This window comes from Kitasatospora sp. NPDC018619, assembly GCF_044391605.1.
Taxonomy (GTDB): Bacteria; Actinomycetota; Actinomycetes; order Streptomycetales; family Streptomycetaceae; genus Kitasatospora.
On sequence record NZ_JBISAI010000018.1, the window covers coordinates 71,832 to 90,929 of the forward strand.

Below are 19,098 nucleotides of genomic sequence, written 5' to 3' on the forward strand. Positions count from 1 at the left end.
GGGCCGCGCCGAACCGGAAGCGGCGCGTGCGGGGGCGACCGCCCCGGGCACCGGGCGCAGTCGGCCCCCAGCGTGCACAACCGGCGGACGGCCACACGACGGTGTGCCCGGCGAGTGTCGCCCGTTCACTCGAAGGTGGGACGGCACACCGACTCCGGGAGGCCTACGGGTACCCCCGTCCGGAGGCCTGCCCTGGCCGGGGCTGCCCAACCCGGGGCGCGGGTGCTCAGCCCGCGCGCAGCGCCACCGTCATCGCCTCGACCGCGAGCAGCGGGTCCACGTTGCGGTCCAGCGCCCGGCGGCAGGCCAGCACCGCCTCGATCCGGCGCAGCGTGCCCTCCGCCGGCCCTGCCTGGGCCACCCGGTTCAGCGCCTGCCGCTGGTCCTCGTTGGCGAGCGTGCCGGTGGAGCCGAGCTGGATGGCGAGCACGTCCCGGTAGAAGCCGAGCAGGTCGAGCAGGGCGACGCCGAGGGTCTCCCGGCGGGTGCGGGTGGCCCGGCTCTTCTGCCGCTTCTCCAGCTCCTTGACCGCGCCGGCCATGCCGCGCGGCGCCTTGCTGCCCTCGGCGGCGCCGTAGGCGGCCTTGAGGTCGTCGGTCTCCTTGGCGTCCTGGGTCTCGGCGAGCGCCTCGGCATCGGCCTTGGCGGTGTCGACCAGGCGCTGGGCAGCAGCCAGGCACCCGCCGATGTCGCCGACCTCCAGGGGGATGCGCAGCACCTCCAGCCGGCGCGCCCGGGCCTGCTCGTCGACGGCCAGGCGGCGCGAGCGCTCGATGTCGCCCTGCCCGGCGAGCGCGGCGAGCCGGGCGGTCTGCGGGTCGACGCCGTCGCGGCGGACCAGCGTGTCGGCGACCGCCTCGGCCGCGGGCGTGCGCAGCACCAGCAGCCGGCAGCGCGAGCGGATGGTCGGCAGCACGTCCTGGACGGAGGGGGCGCAGAGCAGCCAGACCGTGCGCGGGGACGGCTCCTCCACGCCCTTGAGCAGCGCGTTGGCGGCGGCCTCGGTGAGCCGGTGGGCGGCGTCCACCAGGATCACCGACCAGCGGCCGCCGGTCGGGTAGCTGGAGGCACGCAGGACCAGGTCCCGCATGTCGCCGACGCCGATGGACAGGCCGTCGGTCCGGACGTACTTGACGTCGGCGTGGCTGCCGGCCAGCACGGTGTGGCAGCCGTCGCAGAACCCGCAGCCGGGTGTGCCGCCGAGCGCGAGGTCGGGGCTGGTGCACTGGAGGGCGGCCGCGAAGGAGCGCGCGGCGGTGACCTGCCCGGCCCCGGGCGGGCCGGTGAACAGCCAGGCGTGCGTCATCAGGGAGGCGTTCGCGCCGTCGGCCGGGGCGGCACCGCGACCGGCCTCGACCGCCGCCCCGGCCGCCCGGGCCGCGGCGGTCAGCTGCTCGACCACCCGCTCCTGGCCCACCAGGTCGTCCCAGACGGCCACTGCTGCTCCCAAGCTCCGTACGGCAGCGCCGAAGGCGCCTCTTCCCCGCCGTCGAGCATACGTCTCCGCTCCGACAGCCACTGCTCCGTCCGGGGTACGGGGGCGGGAGCCGAGACGACGGCGGGAGCGGCCGGGGCGAGCAGGTCAGCGGGGGCGGGCCGGGGCGGCCGACCGCCCCGGGAGCGAGGAAACGCGGCGGCGCGGAACCACGGAAACGCGGAAACGCGGCGGCGCCGTCGGGGTCCGGCCCCGACGGCGCCGCCGCGCACGTGTCCGGTCAGCCCCGGCGGCCCCAGCGACGCCCCTTGCCCTTGCCCTTGCCGTCGCCCCCGTCGTTCCCCCGGCTCCCGGGCCGCTCCGCGCCGGCCTGCGGATCGCCGTGACCGCTCGGCTCCGGGCCACCGCGCTCCCAGTGCGACCACTCGTCGTGCGAGCCGAGCAGGGTGTCGGTGAGGCTCGGCAGGTCGTCCAGGGGCGTCTCCTCGGCCCACTCCGGCCGCGCCCGCTCGGCGCCCGGCTCCGCACCGACCACCGGCAGCTCGCGAGTGCCGTCCACCGGCTCGCGGCCCGGCTCCTGCGCCGGCCGGCCACCCGGCCGACCGTCCGTACGGCCCTCGGTGGGGCCCCCGGCGCGGCCCGGCTCGATCCGCGGCAGCACCTCGGTCCGGTCGGCGTCCGCCGGGATCCTCGGCAGCACGGCCGTCTCGTCCACCGCCGGCACCACCGGCAGCTTGGCGGTCTCGTCGACCGCGCCGGCGGCCTTGCGCGCCTCGGCGGCCTCCGCCGCCCGGACGGCCGCCTGCCGGTCCCGCAGCGACAGCTCGCGCGTCGCCTCGTCCCCGAGCCCGGGGCTCGTCGGACGGTCCGGGACGTCCCGGACGGCCCGCAGCTCCGTGGTGGTCTCCGCAGCCGACTCGTCCGTGCCCGGAGCCGGATCCGAGCCCTCCTCCGCAGCCTGGCCCGGCCGCCCGCCGGCCCGGCCCTCCGCCGACTCGGCGGCGGCCGCCGCGGCCGCGAGCGCCGCCGCCTGCGCCAGCCGCGCCTCCTCCGCCCGCTGGAGCGCCTCCTCCGCCCGGCGGCGCTGCTCCTCGCGGGCGAGCTCGCGCTGCCGCTGGAGCTCGGCCTGGGCGGCCGCCTCATCCGCGATCCGCTTGCGCTCGGCGGCCTCCGCGGCCAGCCGCGCCTCCTCGGCGGCGCGGCGCTCGGCCTCCTGCGCCGCGCGGCGCTCCGCCTCCTCCTCGGCCCGGCGGCGCGCCTCCTCCTCGGCCTTGCGCCGGGCCTCGGCGGCGGCCCGCTCGGCCTCCTCCCTGGCCAGCCGCTCCTTCTCCGCCTGCTCGGCCCGCAGCTGCGCCAGCACCTCCTGGCGCTTGCGCTCGGCGGCCTCCTCCTCGGCCTTCTTGCGGGCCTCCTCGGCGGCGCGGCGCTCGGCCTCCTCCCTGGCCAGCCGCTCCTGCTCGGCGCGGGCGGCCTTCTCCTGCTCGGAGAGCGGCAGCTCGCGGTCGAGCCGGTGCCGGATGGCGGTGGTGACGAAGCCGGGGGCCTGACTGCCGTCCACGACCAGGTAGCGCGCCGGGTCGGCGGCGGCGAGGGCGAGGAAGCCGGCCCGGACCCGCTGGTGGAACTCGGTCGGCTCGGACTCCAGCCGGTCCAGCGCCTCGGTGAAGCGCTCGCGGGCCTTTGTCGGGTCGACGTCCAGGACGACGGTGAGGTCGGGCAGCAGCCCGCCGGTGGCCCAGCGGGAGATCCGGGCGACCTCGGTCGCGGCCAGGTCGCGCCCGGCGCCCTGGTAGGCGATCGAGGAGTCCATGTACCGGTCGGTGATCACGACCGCGCCGCGGGCGAGGGCCGGGCGGATGACGTTCTCGACGTGCTCGGCGCGGTCGGCGGCGTAGATCAGTGCCTCGGCGCGGTGCGACAGGCCGGTGTTGCCGACGTCCAGGACCAGGCCGCGCAGCCGCTGGCCGACCGGGCTGCCGCCGGGCTCGCGGGTGAGCACGACCTCGTGGCCCTTGCCGCGGATCCACTCGGCGAGCGCCTGGGCCTGGGTGGACTTGCCGGCGCCGTCGCCGCCCTCCAGGGCGATGAAGAAGCCGGTGCCCGCGCCCCGGTGCGGCACCGGGCCGCCCGGGCCGCGCACCGAGTCCACCAGGTCCCGGACGAACGGGACGGTGCCGCGCCGGTCGTCGGTGCGCAGCAGCACGACCGCGGCGAGCACCAGCGTGAGCAGCCCGGCGGTCGCGACGGCCAGGGCCGCGCCACCATGGATGAAGGTGAACGAGCCGGGCTCGACGGTGCCGTACTCGACGTCCCCGTAGCCGGCGGCGATCAGCGGGACGGCGACCAGCGCGGCGGCGACCACGGCCCGGAGCACGGCGAACAGGTGCTCGGTGACCTTCGGCAGCCGGACCTCCTCGACCTCCTGGGCGAGCAGGGTGCGCCCGGCCGAGACCACGATCCCGGCGGCCAGCGCGGCCAGCACGGTGAGCAGCAGGACCAGCACGAAGTCGAGCACCAGCCCGGCCAGGATCAGCGCGACGCCCTGGGTGAGCAGCGCCAGCGCGAGCAGCCGGCGGCGGGACAGCGAGGGCAGCGTGGCCCGGGTGAGCCGGGCGCCCAGGGCGGGCGCCCCGGCGGCGGCGAGCACCAGCAAGCCGTAGCCGATCGGCCCGGCGCGGTGCTCGGCGGCGGTCAGCAGCGCGAGCGCGGCGACGCCCGCCATCGCGGCGTAGCCGGCCGCGACGGCGAAGGTGAAGTACGGGGCGCTGCCGGTGCGGCCCTTGCTCAGCGCGGGGCCGGGCGCGGCGTCGGTCGGGGCGCGCAGGCCCTGGAGCGGGGAGACCGGGGCGACGGACACCGGGCCGCCGGGCAGCTGCTGGAGGTGGCCGCGGACCGCCGCGGCGGCGAACAGCCCGGCCGAGCCGAGCGCCGCGAAGGCGAGCTGGTGGGCGCGGAGCCAGTCCGAGCCGACGGCCGCGCCGATGTTGTTGAGCAGGGTGAGGGCCACCAGGCCGAGGGCGCCGAGCGGCACCGTGACCCAGCCGGTGAAGCGGTCGACGCTCCGGACGCTCTCCAGGTTGGCGGCGGCCGGGCGCTGCTCGGCGACCGGGGAGTGGGGGTTGGTCGGCGGCAGCAGGCCGGGGACGGCGGCGGCCCTGGCGGTCCCCCGGACCCGCTCGGCGGCACCGGTCACGAACACGGTGGCGAGCAGGACGTAGGCGGCGGCCCCGGAGGGCTCGGCGGCCGAGCCCAGCCAGACGCTCCACCAGGGCGCGAGGCCGACCAGCAGGGCGCAGAGCACGTCGGCGCCGAACATCGTCCAGCGCCGGTCCAGCCGGCCCGTGACCAGCCCGTGCACCGGGCCGAGCAGCGCGACCCCGACCAGGCCGGTGGCCAGCACCCGGACGGCGAGGACCGCGGCGAGGGCGGAGGCGAGGCTGCGCGGCGGGCTGCCGAACTGTCCGCCCTGGGCGGCGGCGATCACGGTGAGCGCGAGCAGCACCAGCAGACCGAGCCGGTCGGCGGTGCCGCCGATCAGCTGGGTGGTCCACAGGCGCCGGTAGGCACGTGTCCGCAGCAGGGCGCGGGCCCGGTCCGCCGGGCTCCCGGCGGGCGCGACCTCAGGCAGGTCGGACACCTGGGCTCTGGCGGCCGGGGCGGCGCTGGGGGTGGGCTGCTCCTCGCTCGTCATACGGTCAGCGTAGCGGGCTGGGCCTGGCCGGAATGAGGCGAACGGGGTTCCGGATCGCGCTCATCACCGGGTTGTGACGTACCCCGCACAGACCCTACGAAGCCCCGGCGGGTCCGGGGACTCCCGCCGGGCCCGCCCCCCTGGCCCCAGGGGGGCGGGCCCGGCCGCGGTGATCCGGGATCAGCCCTCGTCGGGGGCCGCGGCCTTGCTCGCGGCGGTCTTCTTGGCCGCCGTCTTCTTCGCCGCCGCCGTCTTGGTGGTGGTCTTCTTGGCGGCGGTCTTCGTGGCGGTCTTCTTCGCGGCCGCGGTCTTGGTCGCCGCCGTCTTGGTGGTGGTCTTCTTGGCCGCCGCCTTCTTCGCGGGGGCCTTCTTCGCGGCCTTCTTCACCGGTCCGCGCGCCCGCTTCTCGGCGAGCAGCTCGTACCCGCGCTCCGGCGTGATGGTCTCGACGTCGTCGTCCTTGCGCAGCGTGGCGTTGGTCTCGCCGTCGGTCACGTACGGGCCGAAGCGGCCGTCCTTGACCACCACCGGGCGCTCGCTGACGGGGTCGGTGCCCAGCTCCTTGAGCGGCGGCGCGGCGGCGGCCCGGCCGCGCTGCTTGGGCTGGGCGTAGATCGCCAGTGCCTCGTCGAGGGTGATCGTGAAGAGCTGGTCCTCGCTGGTGAGCGAGCGCGAGTCGGTACCGCGCTTCAGGTACGGGCCGTAGCGGCCGTTCTGCGCGGTGATCTCCGCGCCCTCGGGGTCGGTGCCGACCACCCGGGGCAGCGAGAGCAGCCGCAGCGCGTCGTCCAGCGTGACGGTGTCCAGCGACATCGTCTTGAACAGCGAGGCGGTGCGCGGCTTGACGGCGTTCTTGCCGGTCTTCGGCGTGCCCTCGGGCAGGATCTCGGTGACGTACGGGCCGTAGCGGCCGTCCTTGGCGACCAGCATGTTGCCGCTGACCGGGTCCTGGCCGAGCTCGAAGTCGCCGCTGGGCTTGGCCAGCAGCTCCTCGGCCAGCTCGACGGTGAGCTCGTCCGGCGGCAGCTCGTCGGGGATGTCGGCGCGCTGGCCGGGCTCGCCCTCGACGGCGGAGGCGCGCTCGACGTACGGGCCGTAGCGGCCGACCCGCAGGGTGATGTCGTCGCTGACCCGGAACGAGCTGATCTCCCGGGCGTCGATCGCGCCGAGGTCGGTGACCAGCTCCTTCAGGCCGCCCAGGTGGTCGCCGTCGCCGTTGCCGGCCTCGGCGGCGCCGCCCGCGGCGTGGCCCTCGCCCTCACCGAAGTAGAAGCGCTTCAGCCACGGCACGGACTGCGCCTCACCGGCGGCGATCCGGTCGAGGTCGTCCTCCATCTTGGCGGTGAAGTCGTAGTCGACCAGCCGGCCGAAGTGCTTCTCCAGCAGGTTGACCACGGCGAAGGAGAGGAAGGACGGGACGAGCGCCGTCCCCTTCTTGAAGACGTAGCGGCGCTGGATGATCGTGTCGATGATCGACGCGTAGGTGGAGGGGCGGCCGATCTCCCGGTCCTCCAGCTCCTTGACCAGCGAGGCCTCGGTGTAGCGGGCCGGCGGCTTGGTGGCGTGGCCCTCCGGGCTGATCCGCTCGGCGGCCAGCGGGTCGCCCTGGGCGACCTGCGGCAGCCGGCGCTCGCGGTCGTCGAGCTCGGCATTCGGGTCGTCGGCGCCCTCGACGTAGGCCTTGAGGAAGCCGTGGAAGGTGATGATCTTGCCGGAGGCGGAGAACTCGACGTCCCGGCCGTCCGCGGAGGTGCCGCCGACCCGCACGGTGACGGACTGGCCGACGGCGTCCTTCATCTGGGAGGCGACGGTGCGCATCCAGATCAGCTCGTACAGCTTGAAGTCGTCACCGGTCAGACCGGTCTCGGCGGGGGTGCGGAAGCGGTCGCCGGACGGGCGGACGGCCTCGTGCGCCTCCTGCGCGTTCTTGACCTTGCTCGCGTAGGTGCGCGGGGCGTCGGGCAGGTAGTCGGCGCCGTACAGCTGGGTGACCTGCGCCCGGGCCGCGGTGATCGCGGTGTCCGACAGCGTGGTGGAGTCGGTGCGCATATAGGTGATGAAGCCGTTCTCGTACAGCTTCTGGGCCACCTGCATGGTCCGCTTGGCGCCGAAGCCCAGCTTGCGGCTGGCCTCCTGCTGGAGCGTGGTGGTGCGGAACGGCGCGTACGGCGAGCGGCGGTAGGGCTTGGACTCGACGCTGCGGACGCCGAAGGCCGTCTGCTCCAGGGCGGCGGCCAGCTGACGGGCCGCCTGCTCGTCCAGGTGCAGGGTGTTCGCGCTGGCGGCCTTCAGCCGGCCGTCCTGGCCGAAGTCGCGCCCGCTGGCGATCCGCTTGCCGTCGACGGCGGCCAGCCGGGCGCCGAAGGTCTCCGGGTTGGCGGCGTCGACGGGGGTGCGGCCGGTGCCGAAGGTGCCGACCAGGTCCCAGTACGAGGCGGTGCGGAAGGCCATCCGCTCGCGCTCGCGCTCGACCACCAGGCGGGTGGCCACGGACTGCACGCGGCCCGCCGACAGCTTCGGCATGACCTTCTTCCACAGCACCGGCGAGACCTCGAAGCCGTACAGCCGGTCGAGGATGCGGCGGGTCTCCTGGGCGTCGACCAGGCGCTGGTTGAGCTCGCGCGGGTTGGCCACGGCCTCCTGGATCGCCGACTTGGTGATCTCGTGGAACACCATGCGGTGCACCGGCACCTTGGGCTTGAGCACCTGCTGGAGGTGCCACGCGATGGCCTCGCCCTCGCGGTCCTCATCGGTGGCGAGGAAGAGCTCGTCGGACTCCGCGAGCAGCGACTTCAACTTGCTGACCTGGGACTTCTTGTCCGCGTTGACGACGTAGATGGGCGCGAAGTCGTGGTCGACGTCCACCCCGAGGCGGCGCACCTCGCCGGTGTACTTGTCCGGCACCTCGGCCGCGGTGCTGGGGAGGTCGCGGATGTGCCCGACGCTCGCCTCGACGATGTAGCCGGGGCCCAGGTAGCCCTTGATCGTCTTCGCCTTGGCCGGCGACTCGACAATGACGAGTCGCTGTCCGTGCGCGGTCTCGCTGCTCGGGGACACCTTCGCTCTTCTCTCCCGGTCCATATGTGGCTGGTCGGCGCCGGCAGCACGGGCTGCGCTCCGCCCGACCCCTCCACCGTCCCGGGGCTGCCGCGACACGACACCCCCACCAGCGGAGTGTGACCGTACCCCGGCCACCCTTGTCAAACGGACGGATCCCGCTTTTTCACTTGCCGGGCTCACCGACGCCACTCGAACGGTAACCCGATGACGGAGGTTCGCGCCCCGTGGAGGGGGGCCTTCGGCAGGTTCCGGAGGATGGAATGACGGATTTCAGGATCTGTCAACGGAAAATCGACGAGTCGGCGTGGAGTGGTCCCCATCCGTCCGGAACGCGCCGGTCCGGGGCGGGCCGAGGGGTGTCCAGGGGTGCTGTAGGGGCGTGTTCCGGTGGCGGGAGCGGGACCGGGTCGGGGATGCGAAATCCGGGTGGGCGGGCTCAACCGCCGGCCGCGGCCAGGAGCCCGGCGCCCGCCGCCAGGCAGCCCGCGCCCAGGAGGCTCCACAGCAGGTCGGCGACGGCTGCCCGGCCGACCTCCCCGGCTGCCAGCACCACCCGGCTCGGGCACCGGGGGTCGTAACAGATCCGCACCGGGGCGCCGGGCGCGAAGCGGTCCGGGCGGCGCAGCGGGGTGTGCCCGCGCGGGCGGGCGATCACCAGCCCCGCTATCCCGCACGCGCCGGAGCCGCCGACCGAGGGCGGCACCGAGAAGGAGAGCAGCGGCGCGCTGTCCAGCTGGCCGTGCACGTCGTCCTCGGCCACCACGGTCGCCACTGCCGGCGCGCCCCGACGGCGCACCCGCAGGCGCAGGGCCACTTCGGCGGCGCACCAGAGCAGCAGCACGCCACCGAAGAGGGCGAGCACCGACCCGCCCACCATCGCCGTCGTCGTGTCCACCCCTGGCCCCCGGCTCCCCAGCTCTGTCCACAGCCTGTGGACAGAGCTTCACAGCGGGGAGCCAACGGGAGACAGCCGTCCGGCGGCGGCCGGACGAACCAGGGGGTACGGGCGGATGAACCGGGCGACCGGAGAACGGCGGCTGCCTCGGTGAAAGCTGACCTGGTGCCCTGGTGCCCTGGTGCCCTGTGGTGGCTTGGGACCGGACCGGCTGACCGGCTGACCGGCTGACCGGCGTCAGCGGACCGGGTCGATGAACCCCTGCTCGGTCAGCAGGCGCAGCGACTCCGGCACCCGGTCCCGCAGGACCACCCGGTCCTCGCCGAGCAGCTGCGCGATGGCGTCCACGATCTCGCCCGCCGACAGCGTCCCGTCGCAGACCCCGACGAAGCCGGCGCCCACGGTGTCCACCTTGGTGGCCCGCCGCATGCCGCGGTTGTGACGCAGGATCACGTGCTCCGGGTCCTCCGCACCCGGCACGCCGACCTGCTCCTGGACCACCTCGTCGGCCAGCACGTAGCGGGCCGAGAGCAGGCCCGCGTCGTCGTGCGAGCGGAGGAAGTCCTGCCGGTCGAACCAGGCCTCGATGTGCGGGCCGAGCGGCTGCTCCACCGGGTGCGGCCACTCCTCCACCCGGACGGTCGGACGCTCGGCGCCGCTCGCCCGCAGGGTGATCCAGCCCATGCCGACGCCCTCGACCCCGCCCGCCTCGAAGGCGTCCAGCCACTCGCCGTACCGGGCCTGGTAGTCACCGCCCGGGCCGCGGTGGTCGCCGCCGTCGCGCAGCCACAGCTCGGCGTACTGGGCCACGTCCTGGACCTCGCGCTGGACGATCCAGGCGTCCAGCCCGGTGCCCGCGACCCAGCCGGCCAGCCGCTCGTGCCAGTCCTCGCCCTTGACGTGCTGCCAGTTGGCGAGCAGCTGGCAGTAGCCGCCGGGCTCCAGGTGCTCGGCGGCCGAGCGGACCAGGCTGCGGCACAGCTCGTCGCCGGCCATGCCGCCGTCGCGGTAGGTGAACCGGCCGCCCGGGGAGATCACGAACGGCGGGTTGGAGACGATCAGGTCGAACTTCCGGTCCCCGACCGGCTCGAAGAGGCTCCCGGCGGCCACCTCGGTGTGCTCGAAGCCGGACAGCGCCAGGGTCAGCTCGGTGAAGCGCAGCGCGCGCGGGTTGAGGTCGGTGGCGGTGACCGTCCCGGCGTGCCGGGCGGCGTGCAGCGCCTGCACGCCGGAGCCCGAACCGAGGTCCAGCGCGGCCCGGACGGGGCGGCGCACGGTGATGTTGGCCAGCGTGGTCGACGCGCCGCCGACCCCCAGCACCAGGTCCTTGCGGGCCACCCCGTGCGCGGTCTCACCGGAGCCGATGCCGCCCGCGCCGCCCACCGCGCAGCCCAGGTCGGAGACCACCCAGGCGTCCGAACCGGGCAGCCCGGCCACCTCGTTGGCGTACGGGCGGACGTCGACGGTGGCCCGCACCAGATCGCCGTCGGGGCGCAGCCAGCCGTCCGCCAGGCAGTCCTCCACCGGCAGCGCCGCGGCGGCCGCCCGGTACGGGACCGGCTGCTGCAACAGGAACAGCCGCACCAGCGTCTCCAGCGGGCTGCCACCGCGAGTCGCCCGCAGCGCCGGGACCGCCTCACTGCGGGCCAGCGCCGCGTAGGCGGTGGGCCCGAGCAGGTCCAGGCATCCGTCGGCGGTGAACGAGGCGGCGAGCAGCGCCTCACGGAACTTGGCGAGGCGGGTCGGGTCGAGAACGGGGCTACTGATCACCCCGCCATTGTCCCCCGCCGCCCGCCCCTCGGCCGCCGCTGCGCCCCGCCCCGTCGAACCGAAGCCCGCACCACCCCGCACGCCCCCTGCCCTCCGCCGCGCGCCGCCCTGGCGGGGCCGGAGAGTCGGCCGACAGGGGGCGGGGCGGGGCGGGATCGCGGCGGATGGCTCTGGGGCGCGCCGGGGGCGGCGGCGGAGCGGGACGACGGCGGGACGGCGGGGCGGCCGGGCGGCGGGGCGGCGGTTTTGCTCGGCCCGCCCGGGTCAGCTCGCGCTGGGGGCGGGGCTCGCCGGGGTGGTGGCCGGAGCGGTAGCCGGAGCGGTGGTCGCACCGGCAGCGGCCGGGCTCGCGCCGTCGGTCGCGCCGGGCGCCGGGGTGGTGGCCGGGGCCGCCGGGGTGTCGGTGGCGCCGGGTGCCGGGGGCGTGCTCGCGCCGCCGGTGGCGCCTCCCGTGGCGCCGCCGGTGGGGGCGGTGGTCGGGGACGGCTTGCAGCTCTCCTGCTTGGCCATGGCCGCTCCGAGGTCGCCGTGCTGGAGCTTGCTCTGCGCCTGGGTGGAGAGCGAGGCCAGCTGCCGCAGCTGGTCGGCCACGCTGCGCAGCCCGTCGGCGAACTTCGACTGGTCGTCGTTGGGCAGCGCGTCCAGCTTCTTCTGGACCTCCACGTAGCCGTCGGCGGCCTTCTTCAGCTCGTCGACGGTGTCCTTCTGGAGGGTCGCACCGTCCTTCACCTTCGGCGCGCCGGCGGAGTCGATGGCCGCCGCTATGTCCTGGTTCGTCTTGGCCAGCCGCCCGATGTCGGTGGAGAGCCGCTTCTGGAGGTCGGCCGGGGCCTCGCCGGTCTTCACCTGGTCGGTGTCGGCGAGGGCGGCCTGCGCCTGGGCGATCGGGTCCTTCGCGGCGCCGCAGACGCTCGCCGCCCAGGACTCCAGCTGCTTGCTGTTGTCGTCGCCGCCGCAGCCGACAGCGCCGAACGCGAGCAGCACGCCGAGGGCGGGTACGGCCAGCAGTCGCTTGTTCACCGGGAGAGGCCTTTCGGTTTCGGTCGTCATCGGTCGTCGAACCTACACGGCCGAACTCCGTCCCCCGGTTCCCGGCTCCCCGCCCCTGGTCGCCCCCGTGCTCCGCCCCCTGGTCGCCCCCGTGCTCCGCCCCCTGGGCTGCCCTGGGGCTGCCCCCGCTGCGCGACCCGGCTCGTGGGCGGCTTCCCCCGCCGGATCGTCCACGGCAGGGCAGCCCGGCCCGCCCGCCCGGCCCCGTCGGCACGGATCAGCGCCGACGGCCGTCTGCACGCGAGGCGGCCCGGCGGGCGGCGAGAGGTGGCGGCGCAGGCCGAAAGGGGGGCCGGAGCACGGCCCCCGAACGGGCGGGGTCTTTGCGGCGGGCGGGGTCTGCGGCGGGCAGGTCTCAGACCGCGACGGAGGGGACCGAAACCGGCCAGCTCATCCGGATCAGGCCACCGTCCGTGCCGTTGGTGACTTCCAGGTCCTCGACCAGGCCGGTGATCACGGCGAGGCCCAGGGTGTCCTCGTCCGGCTCGCCGCCCTCGGCGTCGCCGGAGGCCGGGACGGCGGCGGGGCCGGCCTCGTCCTCGACCTCGATGAGGAAACGCTTCTCCTGGTCGGTCAGCGCGACCCGGACCGTGCCGCCGATGCCACCGCGCTGGTGCAGGCCGACCGCACGGGAGCACGCCTCACCGACCGCGAGCCGTACCTCGTCGAGCGCCGACTCGTCGACCCCGGCCCGTCTGGCGACGGCCGCGGCGACCAGCCGGGCCGTCCGGACGTGCTCGGGAAGCGCGCTGAAGCGAAGTTCGACGGTTGCCATCTCTCCCCCTCGGGGTGCTCCGACCGGGGCCGGAGGCCCGGCCCCTGCGGGCCGGCGGAACCGGCCCAGGGGCGCCCGGGAGCCGCGCCGGGCCACCACGGGCCCCGCACCCCCGGACGCGAGGAACGAGCGGGGCCGGCCGCGCGGGCCGGCCCGGCCGCGTCAGTCGGTCGCGCTGACCGCGTCGTCCACCGAGGTGTGGATCGGGAAGACCTTGGTCAGGCCGGTGATGCGGAAGATCTTCAGGATGCGCTCCTGGTTGCAGACGAGGCGCAGCGAGCCCTCGTGGGCGCGCACCCGCTTCAGACCGCCCACCAGCACACCGAGGCCGGTCGAGTCGAGGAAGTCAACGCCTTCCATGTCGACGACGAGGTGGTACTTGCCGTCGTTGACGAGCTCGACCAGCTGCTCCCGCAGCTTCGGGGCGGTGTACACATCGATCTCGCCGCCAACCTCGACGACCGTACGATCGCCGACTGAACGGGTCGACAGGGACAGGTCCACGGAACCTCCAGCACCTTGCCTTGCTACGTCATGTGCGATCCTCGGCCGGACGGCCGCCACCGCATGGTCGCGAGCCCGGGCGCGCCCAGCCATCGCGTGACAAGCCTCAGCGCTGCGACCCACGGCCATACGGCCGTCACGGCCACATTCAACCACCTGCGACCATGCCCGCACGATGGCTTACGACGATTCTCCGTCACGCCGGTGACACACTGGGTCCTCATGCCGCCCCGACACAGCCCGCCCGAGGCACTGCTCACGACCCTGGCCGCCGCCCGGGGGCGGTCCGACCGGCTCACCCATACGGAGCACCTTCCCGCCCGACCTGCGCGTTATTCACCCTGGCCCGACTCGATCCGCCCGGAGATCGTGGCCGCGGCGCGCGCCGTGGGCGTGGAACAGCCGTGGGCGCACCAGGCAGAAGCGATGAACCTGGCCAAAAGCGGCCAGACTGTGGTGATCGCCACAGGCACCGCCTCGGGCAAGTCGCTCGGCTACCTGGCACCGGTGCTGAGCGACCTGCTGGCCGGCACCGAGGCCCGCAACGGCCGCGGCGCCACCGCGCTCTACCTGGCACCGACCAAGGCGCTCGCCGCCGACCAGCGCCGCCGGGCCGCCGAACTCGCCCCGCCGAGGGTGCGTGCCGCCCTCTACGACGGCGACACCCCGCCGGAGGAGCGCGAGTGGGTCCGCCAGTACGCGTCCTACGTGCTCACCAACCCGGACATGCTGCACCGGGGCATCCTGCCCGGCCATGCCCGCTGGTCCTCCTTCCTCAAGGCACTGCGCTACGTGGTCGTCGACGAGTGCCACAGCTACCGGGGCGTGTTCGGCTCGCACGTCGCCCAGGTGCTGCGGCGGCTGCGCCGCCTCTGCGCCCGCTACGGTTCGTCACCCACCTTCCTGCTGGCCTCCGCCACCACCGCCGACCCGGCCGCGACCGCGCGGCGGCTGACCGGCCTGCCCGCCGAGGCCGTCACCGAGGACGCCTCGCCGCGCGGCCCGATGGTCTTCGGCCTCTGGGAGCCGCCGCTGACCGAGAACGTCGGCGAGCACGGCGCGCCCGTGCGCCGCACCGCGACCGCCGAGGCCGCCCACCTGCTGACCGACCTGGTCGAGCAGGGGACCCGCACCGTGGTCTTCGTACGCTCCCGGCGCGCCGCCGAGCTCGTCGCGCTCCAGACCCAGGACCAGCTGGACCGCCCGCTCGCCAGAAGGGTCGCCGCCTACCGCGGCGGCTACCTCGCCGACGAGCGCCGCGCGCTGGAACGCGACCTGCACACCGGCCGACTGCTGGGCCTCGCCTCCACCTCCGCTCTCGAACTCGGCGTCGACATCTCCGGCCTCGACGCCGTCCTGATGGCCGGCTACCCGGGCACCCGGGCCTCGCTCTGGCAGCAGGCGGGCCGGGCGGGCCGGGAGGCCCAGGGCGCCCTGGCCGTCCTGATCGCCCGGGACGACCCGCTGGACACCTACCTGGTGCACCACCCGGAGGCGCTGTTCGCGGCCCCCGTCGAGGCCACCGTGCTCGACCCCGACAACCCGCACGTGCTCGCCCCGCACCTGTGCGCGGCCGCCGCCGAACTCCCGCTCACCGACGCCGACCTGGAGCTGTTCGGGCCGTCCACCGGGCCACTGCTGCCGGTCCTGGAGCGGCGCGGCCTGCTGCGCCGGCGCAGCGACGGCTCCTGGTACTGGACCCGCCGCGAGCGCGCGGCCGACGCGGTGGACCTGCGCGGAAGCGGCGGCAGCCCGGTGCAGATCGTCGAGGCCGACACCGGCCGGCTGCTCGGCACGGTGGACGCCGCGGCCGCGCACACCACCGTCCACACCGGAGCCGTCCACCTGCACCAGGGCCGGACCTACCTGGTCCGGGAGCTCGACCTGGAGAACTCCGTCGCCCTGGTCGCGCCGGCCGACCCGCCGTACACCACGGCCGCCCGCGACATCACCTCCGTCTCCGTCCTGGACACCGACACCACCGCGGACTGGGGCGAGGGCCGGCTCTGCTTCGGCTCGGTGGAGGTGGTCAACCAGGTGGTCGGCTACCTCCGCAAGCGGATCTCCACCGGGGAGATCATGGGCGAGACCAAGCTCGACCTGCCGCCCCGCACGCTGCGCACCCGCGCGGTCTGGTGGACCGTCACCGAGGACCAGCTGCTCGACGCGGACATCCCTCCGGACCAGCTGCCCGGCGCCGCCCACGCCGCCGAACACGCCTCGATCGGCCTGCTACCGCTGTTCGCCACCTGCGACCGGTGGGACATCGGCGGCGTCTCCGTCCCGCTGCACCCGGACACCGGCCTGCCGACCGTCTTCGTCTACGACGGCCACCCGGGCGGGGCCGGGTTCGCCGAACGCGGCTTCCAGCGGGCCGTCCAGTGGCTGTCGGCCACCAGGACGGCGATCGCCTCCTGCGAGTGCGAGCGCGGCTGCCCGTCCTGCGTCCAGTCGCCCAAGTGCGGCAACGGGAACGACCCGCTGGACAAGGCCGCCGCCGTCCGGCTCCTGGACGTCCTGCTCGCCGGGGCGCCCGGGACCGCGCAGGCTTCGAACGCAGCCGTCGCGACGGAGGCCGCCGACCCGACGGGCGCAGGGCCGACGGGCGCAGGGCCGGCGGGCCCGGCAGACGCACCGGTGGCGAACGGGCCCTCGGACGGCCCGCCGCCGGGCCGTGGAGCGTCGGCCGGCTCATGAGCCCGCCCCCGCAGCGGCGCCCGGCGGGGCGCCGACCGGAGCCTCGCCGGGCGCGCGCTCCGGTCCGTCTCCGGGGCCATCGTTGGGCCCGCCTTCCGAGCCGCCTCCAGGCCCGCCTTCCGGGCCGGTGACCGGGGCCCGCACCAGGCCGGCGCGGGCCCTCGCCCGGGCCGGCCCGACCGACAGCCGGGGCGGGAGCCCGCGGACCGCCACCTCGGCCACCACCTCGACGGCGTCCGCCGGCCGGTCGACCGCGCAGGACACCAGCCCCGCGCCCTGGGCCGCGGCGATCACGGCGGCCCGGGCGCAGCCGCCGTCCGCGTCCAGCAGCAGCCGGTCCGCCGCGGCGAGGGCCGCGAGGTCGGCCGCCGCCTCGGCCCGGTGCCGGGCGGCCACCACCGAGCCGACGACGAGCGTTCCGGCGAACACCACCGTCCCCGGCACCACCAGCGCGAGCAGCCAGACCGTCGCCGAACCGGCGTCCGGCCCCCGGCCGCCCGCCGCGACCGCTCGGGCCGCCCGGGCGCGCGCCACCCGCCGAGCTCCGGCCCGCAACCCGCTCAGGACGGCCACGGGCCATCACCGCCCTCCGCTGCCGCCGGGGCGTCCTCCCGGGCCGCCACGGCCGCCGCGCCGAGCCGGACGGCGAGCAGCCCGCCGAGCCTGCCCGGGCCCGCACACGGCGCCTCGACGTCGACCCGGACCGTGTCGGCCGCCACGGTCACCCGGACCTGCGCGCCCGGTGGAGCCGCCGCGCGGGCGAGTTCGACGGCGTCCGCCTCCCCGCGCGCGGCCGCCCTGGCACCGACCCGGGCGGCGTCCACGCAGCGGATCTGCGCGGCTGCCGCGAGCACACCCCAGATCAGCATCACCGCGAGCAGGAGGAGCGCCGGCAGGGCCACCGCCGTCTCCGCCGTCACGAAACCCGCATCACCGCGCCGCCCGGGCCGCAGCGACCACGCCCGGCCACGGCCCGGCCCCGGGCCCCCGGCGGCACCCGCGTGCGGTGTGCCGCCGCGTCGTCCACCCGGCAAGACGCGGCCCGCTCGCGGGATTTCGGCGGACGGCCCTACGTCGCATGGAGCGCCCGGACCAGCATGTCGGTCAGCGCGCCCGTGATGGCCTCGCTGGTCACCACCTTGTACAGCCCGGCCGCGAGCGCGCACGCGCCCAGCGTCCCGACGGCGTACTCGGCCGTGGTCATCCCGGCGTCCGAGCGGCCCCGGCGCCGCGCCGCCCGGCGGACCAGGAGCGTCACCCGGCGTGCCCGGCAGGCCGCACGCCGGCTCCTTCGCCGCCAGAACTCCTCGGCCGACGGGCGGAGCGGACGCCCGGCGGCGGTTCCGATCGCGATCACTGCGGTCATGGATCTCTCCTGTCAATCGATGTCCGTTGATGTCCTTGACCACGACGCCCACTCACATCACCTGGGCGAAGCGGCTGGTGAGGCCGACGACCACCGGCACCACGCCGATCAGGACGAAGGCCGGGAGGAAGCAGAGCCCCAGCGGCGCGGTGGCGAGCACCGCGGCCCGGCGGACCCTCGCATGGGCCGCACGCGCGGCCGCCGTGCGCTGCCCCTGGGCCAGCCCGATCAGCGGGCCGGCGGCGGGGACGCCTCCGAGGCTGCTGCGCTCCAGGCAGCGGGCCAGCGGCGCCAGCGAGGGGTGCTGCTCCCCCAGGCGGTGCCAGCACAGCTCCGGCGGTGCGCCCAGGGCCAGTTCGGCCCCGATCGCCGCCAGACGGGGGCCCAGTGGCGCCCCCACGCTCCGCCCCACCGCCGACACCGCCTCCGAGGGCAGCGCCGCCGACGCGAGACAGGCGGCCAACAGCTCGGCTCCCAGTGGGAGTTGCCTGGTCAGCAGCTCCTCCTCGCGGGCAGCCCGGCGGTCGACCGGCGACCGCACCCGGGCCGACCACCGGTGGACACCCACCGCCAGCAGTGCCCCGACGAGCAGCCCGATGCCACCGCCGACCAGCGCCGCCGCCGCGAAGGCGGCGACGGCCGCCGTCACCACCCGCCGGTAACGCCCGGTTCCCGAGGCCGCCGCCTCGGTCCGCATCCGCCCGTCCCCGCGGCTCCGGGCCCGGGCGAGCACCCTTCTGTACCGGGCCAGGCGGCGTACCGCCGGCCACCCCGCGGCCACCGCACCCGCCGGAACGGCGCCGATCGTCCACACGAGGGCCCGCATCACCGCACCTCCACGCCCGCGCCGAGGGCCCGTACGCCCAGCCGCGCCGGCCCGCCACGCCGCTCGCCCGGCCGCCGGACGGGCGCCGCACCGCCGGCCGGGCCGCGCCCGCCCGGCCCCTCGGACGTGCCGAGCGCGCCGTGGGCCGCCGCCCGGACGATGCGTGCCGTCCAGAGCACGCCCAGCCCTTCCAGGACCGCCCCCGCCGCGAGGCAGCCAAGGCCGACCGGGGTGTGCAGCAGGACCTCCAGCGGATGCGCCCCCAGCGCCGCACCCAGGAGCAGCCCGACGCCCGGCAGGGCGGCGAGGACGGCGATCGTCGCGCGCGGCCCGGCCAGTTCCCCGGCGATCTCCTCCGCGAGCGCCTGCTCGGCGCGCAGCGCCTCCGCGACCCGGTCCAGCGCGTCGGCCGGCCCCGACCCGCAGCCCGCGGCCACCCCCCAGCAGGCCGCGACGGCCGCTGCGCCGCTGCCGCCCGGGAGCTCGGCCAGCAGGTGCAGCGCGGCGGGCACGTCCCCGCCGTAGCGGCCGGCCGCCAGCCGGGCCACCGGCTCCTCGCCGAGTCTGCGCAGCCCCTGGGGGTCGGCGGCGAGCCGCGCGGTGACCAGGTGCAGCGCCTGCTCCGGTGTCGCCCCGCCGCGCAACTCCCCGGCGAGGCCCGCGCAGAGCTCCACCACCGCCGCGGCCCGCTGCCGGCACTCCACCGCCAGGCGTCGCCGCAACCGCCACCCGCGCAGCGGCAGGACGGCCGCAGCGGCCGTGATCACCGGCACCGGCGAGGCGGTGGCCCACCCTGCGGCCAACCCCACCGGGAGGAGCAGCAGTTCTGGTGCCAGGAACTCCGGCAGTCGGCCCCGGGCCGACGCCGCGGCCTCCGGGCCCGGCCCCCGCACCGGCGGACCGCCGCCCGCCAGCACCAGCCGGGAGCGTCGGCTGCCCGGCGACCGCTCCTGCACCGCGCGCCACGCGGCGACGGCCACCAGGACCAGCACCAGTTCCCAGCAGGACACGACCTGACTCAGCGTCACG

The 19,098-nt window shown here is 76.2% G+C and carries 14 protein-coding genes; 1 reads left to right on the forward strand and 13 read right to left on the reverse strand.

What is annotated here, in order from left to right; genetic code table 11:
• Window positions 1-226 precede the first annotated feature (226 nt).
• The 8 genes from ACH5AR_RS26285 to bldG all read right to left on the reverse strand — a co-directional run bounded on the left by ACH5AR_RS26285 (window position 227) and on the right by bldG (window position 13,180).
• The gene (locus ACH5AR_RS26285) at window positions 227-1,438 is read right to left on the reverse strand and encodes a DNA polymerase III subunit delta' (protein WP_396304012.1); all 1,212 of its coding nucleotides are present in this window, start codon (window positions 1,436-1,438) and stop codon (window positions 227-229) included.
• Window positions 1,439-1,715: 277 nt separating this feature from the next.
• Window positions 1,716-5,126, reverse strand: coding sequence for a dTMP kinase (gene tmk / locus ACH5AR_RS26290; RefSeq protein ID WP_396303973.1), 3,411 nt, complete (start codon window positions 5,124-5,126; stop codon window positions 1,716-1,718).
• 180 nt (window positions 5,127-5,306) lie between these two features.
• Complete coding sequence (topA, locus tag ACH5AR_RS26295) at window positions 5,307-8,183, reverse strand: type I DNA topoisomerase (protein WP_396303974.1); 2,877 nt, start codon at window positions 8,181-8,183, stop codon at window positions 5,307-5,309.
• A 439-nt stretch (window positions 8,184-8,622) separates the two neighbouring features.
• Window positions 8,623-9,081 carry a DUF3592 domain-containing protein gene (locus ACH5AR_RS26300; protein ID WP_396303975.1) on the reverse strand — a complete coding sequence of 153 codons (459 nt, stop codon included), beginning with the start codon at window positions 9,079-9,081 and terminating at the stop codon, window positions 8,623-8,625.
• A 237-nt stretch (window positions 9,082-9,318) separates the two neighbouring features.
• A complete protein-coding gene (locus tag ACH5AR_RS26305; protein ID WP_396303976.1) occupies window positions 9,319-10,851 on the reverse strand; it encodes a methyltransferase in 1,533 nt (510 codons plus the stop codon).
• A 264-nt stretch (window positions 10,852-11,115) separates the two neighbouring features.
• Window positions 11,116-11,871 carry a hypothetical protein gene (locus tag ACH5AR_RS26310; RefSeq protein WP_396303977.1) on the reverse strand — a complete coding sequence of 252 codons (756 nt, stop codon included), beginning with the start codon at window positions 11,869-11,871 and terminating at the stop codon, window positions 11,116-11,118.
• A gap of 385 nt (window positions 11,872-12,256) precedes the next feature.
• On the reverse strand, window positions 12,257-12,676 hold the full coding sequence (locus ACH5AR_RS26315; RefSeq protein WP_396303978.1) for an ATP-binding protein: 420 nt from the start codon (window positions 12,674-12,676) through the stop codon (window positions 12,257-12,259).
• 162 nt (window positions 12,677-12,838) lie between these two features.
• Window positions 12,839-13,180: an anti-sigma factor antagonist BldG gene (bldG, locus tag ACH5AR_RS26320; RefSeq protein ID WP_030240921.1), complete on the reverse strand. Its 342-nt coding sequence runs from the start codon at window positions 13,178-13,180 to the stop codon at window positions 12,839-12,841.
• Between the two features lie 222 nt (window positions 13,181-13,402).
• On the opposite strand from bldG, the gene ACH5AR_RS26325 reads away from it, so the two are divergent.
• Window positions 13,403-15,877, forward strand: coding sequence for a DEAD/DEAH box helicase (locus tag ACH5AR_RS26325; RefSeq protein ID WP_396303979.1), 2,475 nt, complete (start codon window positions 13,403-13,405; stop codon window positions 15,875-15,877).
• Here the strand turns inward: ACH5AR_RS26325 and ACH5AR_RS26330 are convergent.
• The 5 genes from ACH5AR_RS26330 to ACH5AR_RS26350 all read right to left on the reverse strand — a co-directional run bounded on the left by ACH5AR_RS26330 (window position 15,872) and on the right by ACH5AR_RS26350 (window position 19,097).
• On the reverse strand, window positions 15,872-16,450 hold the full coding sequence (locus ACH5AR_RS26330; RefSeq protein WP_396303980.1) for an Rv3654c family TadE-like protein: 579 nt from the start codon (window positions 16,448-16,450) through the stop codon (window positions 15,872-15,874). The two genes, ACH5AR_RS26325 and ACH5AR_RS26330, sit on opposite strands and share 6 nt — an antisense overlap.
• On the reverse strand, window positions 16,438-16,797 hold the full coding sequence (locus ACH5AR_RS26335) for a TadE family type IV pilus minor pilin (protein ID WP_396303981.1): 360 nt from the start codon (window positions 16,795-16,797) through the stop codon (window positions 16,438-16,440). The genes ACH5AR_RS26330 and ACH5AR_RS26335 overlap by 13 nt, the downstream gene beginning before the upstream one ends.
• 149 nt (window positions 16,798-16,946) lie before the next feature.
• Window positions 16,947-17,243: a DUF4244 domain-containing protein gene (locus tag ACH5AR_RS26340; protein WP_396303982.1), complete on the reverse strand. Its 297-nt coding sequence runs from the start codon at window positions 17,241-17,243 to the stop codon at window positions 16,947-16,949.
• Window positions 17,244-17,295: 52 nt separating this feature from the next.
• Window positions 17,296-17,940 (reverse strand): type II secretion system F family protein, encoded by a 645-nt coding sequence (locus tag ACH5AR_RS26345; RefSeq protein ID WP_396303983.1) that lies wholly within the window; start codon window positions 17,938-17,940, stop codon window positions 17,296-17,298.
• A 128-nt stretch (window positions 17,941-18,068) separates the two neighbouring features.
• Entirely contained in the window at window positions 18,069-19,097 is a 1,029-nt protein-coding gene (locus ACH5AR_RS26350; protein WP_396303984.1) for a type II secretion system F family protein, read from the reverse strand.
• Window position 19,098 lies beyond the last annotated feature (1 nt).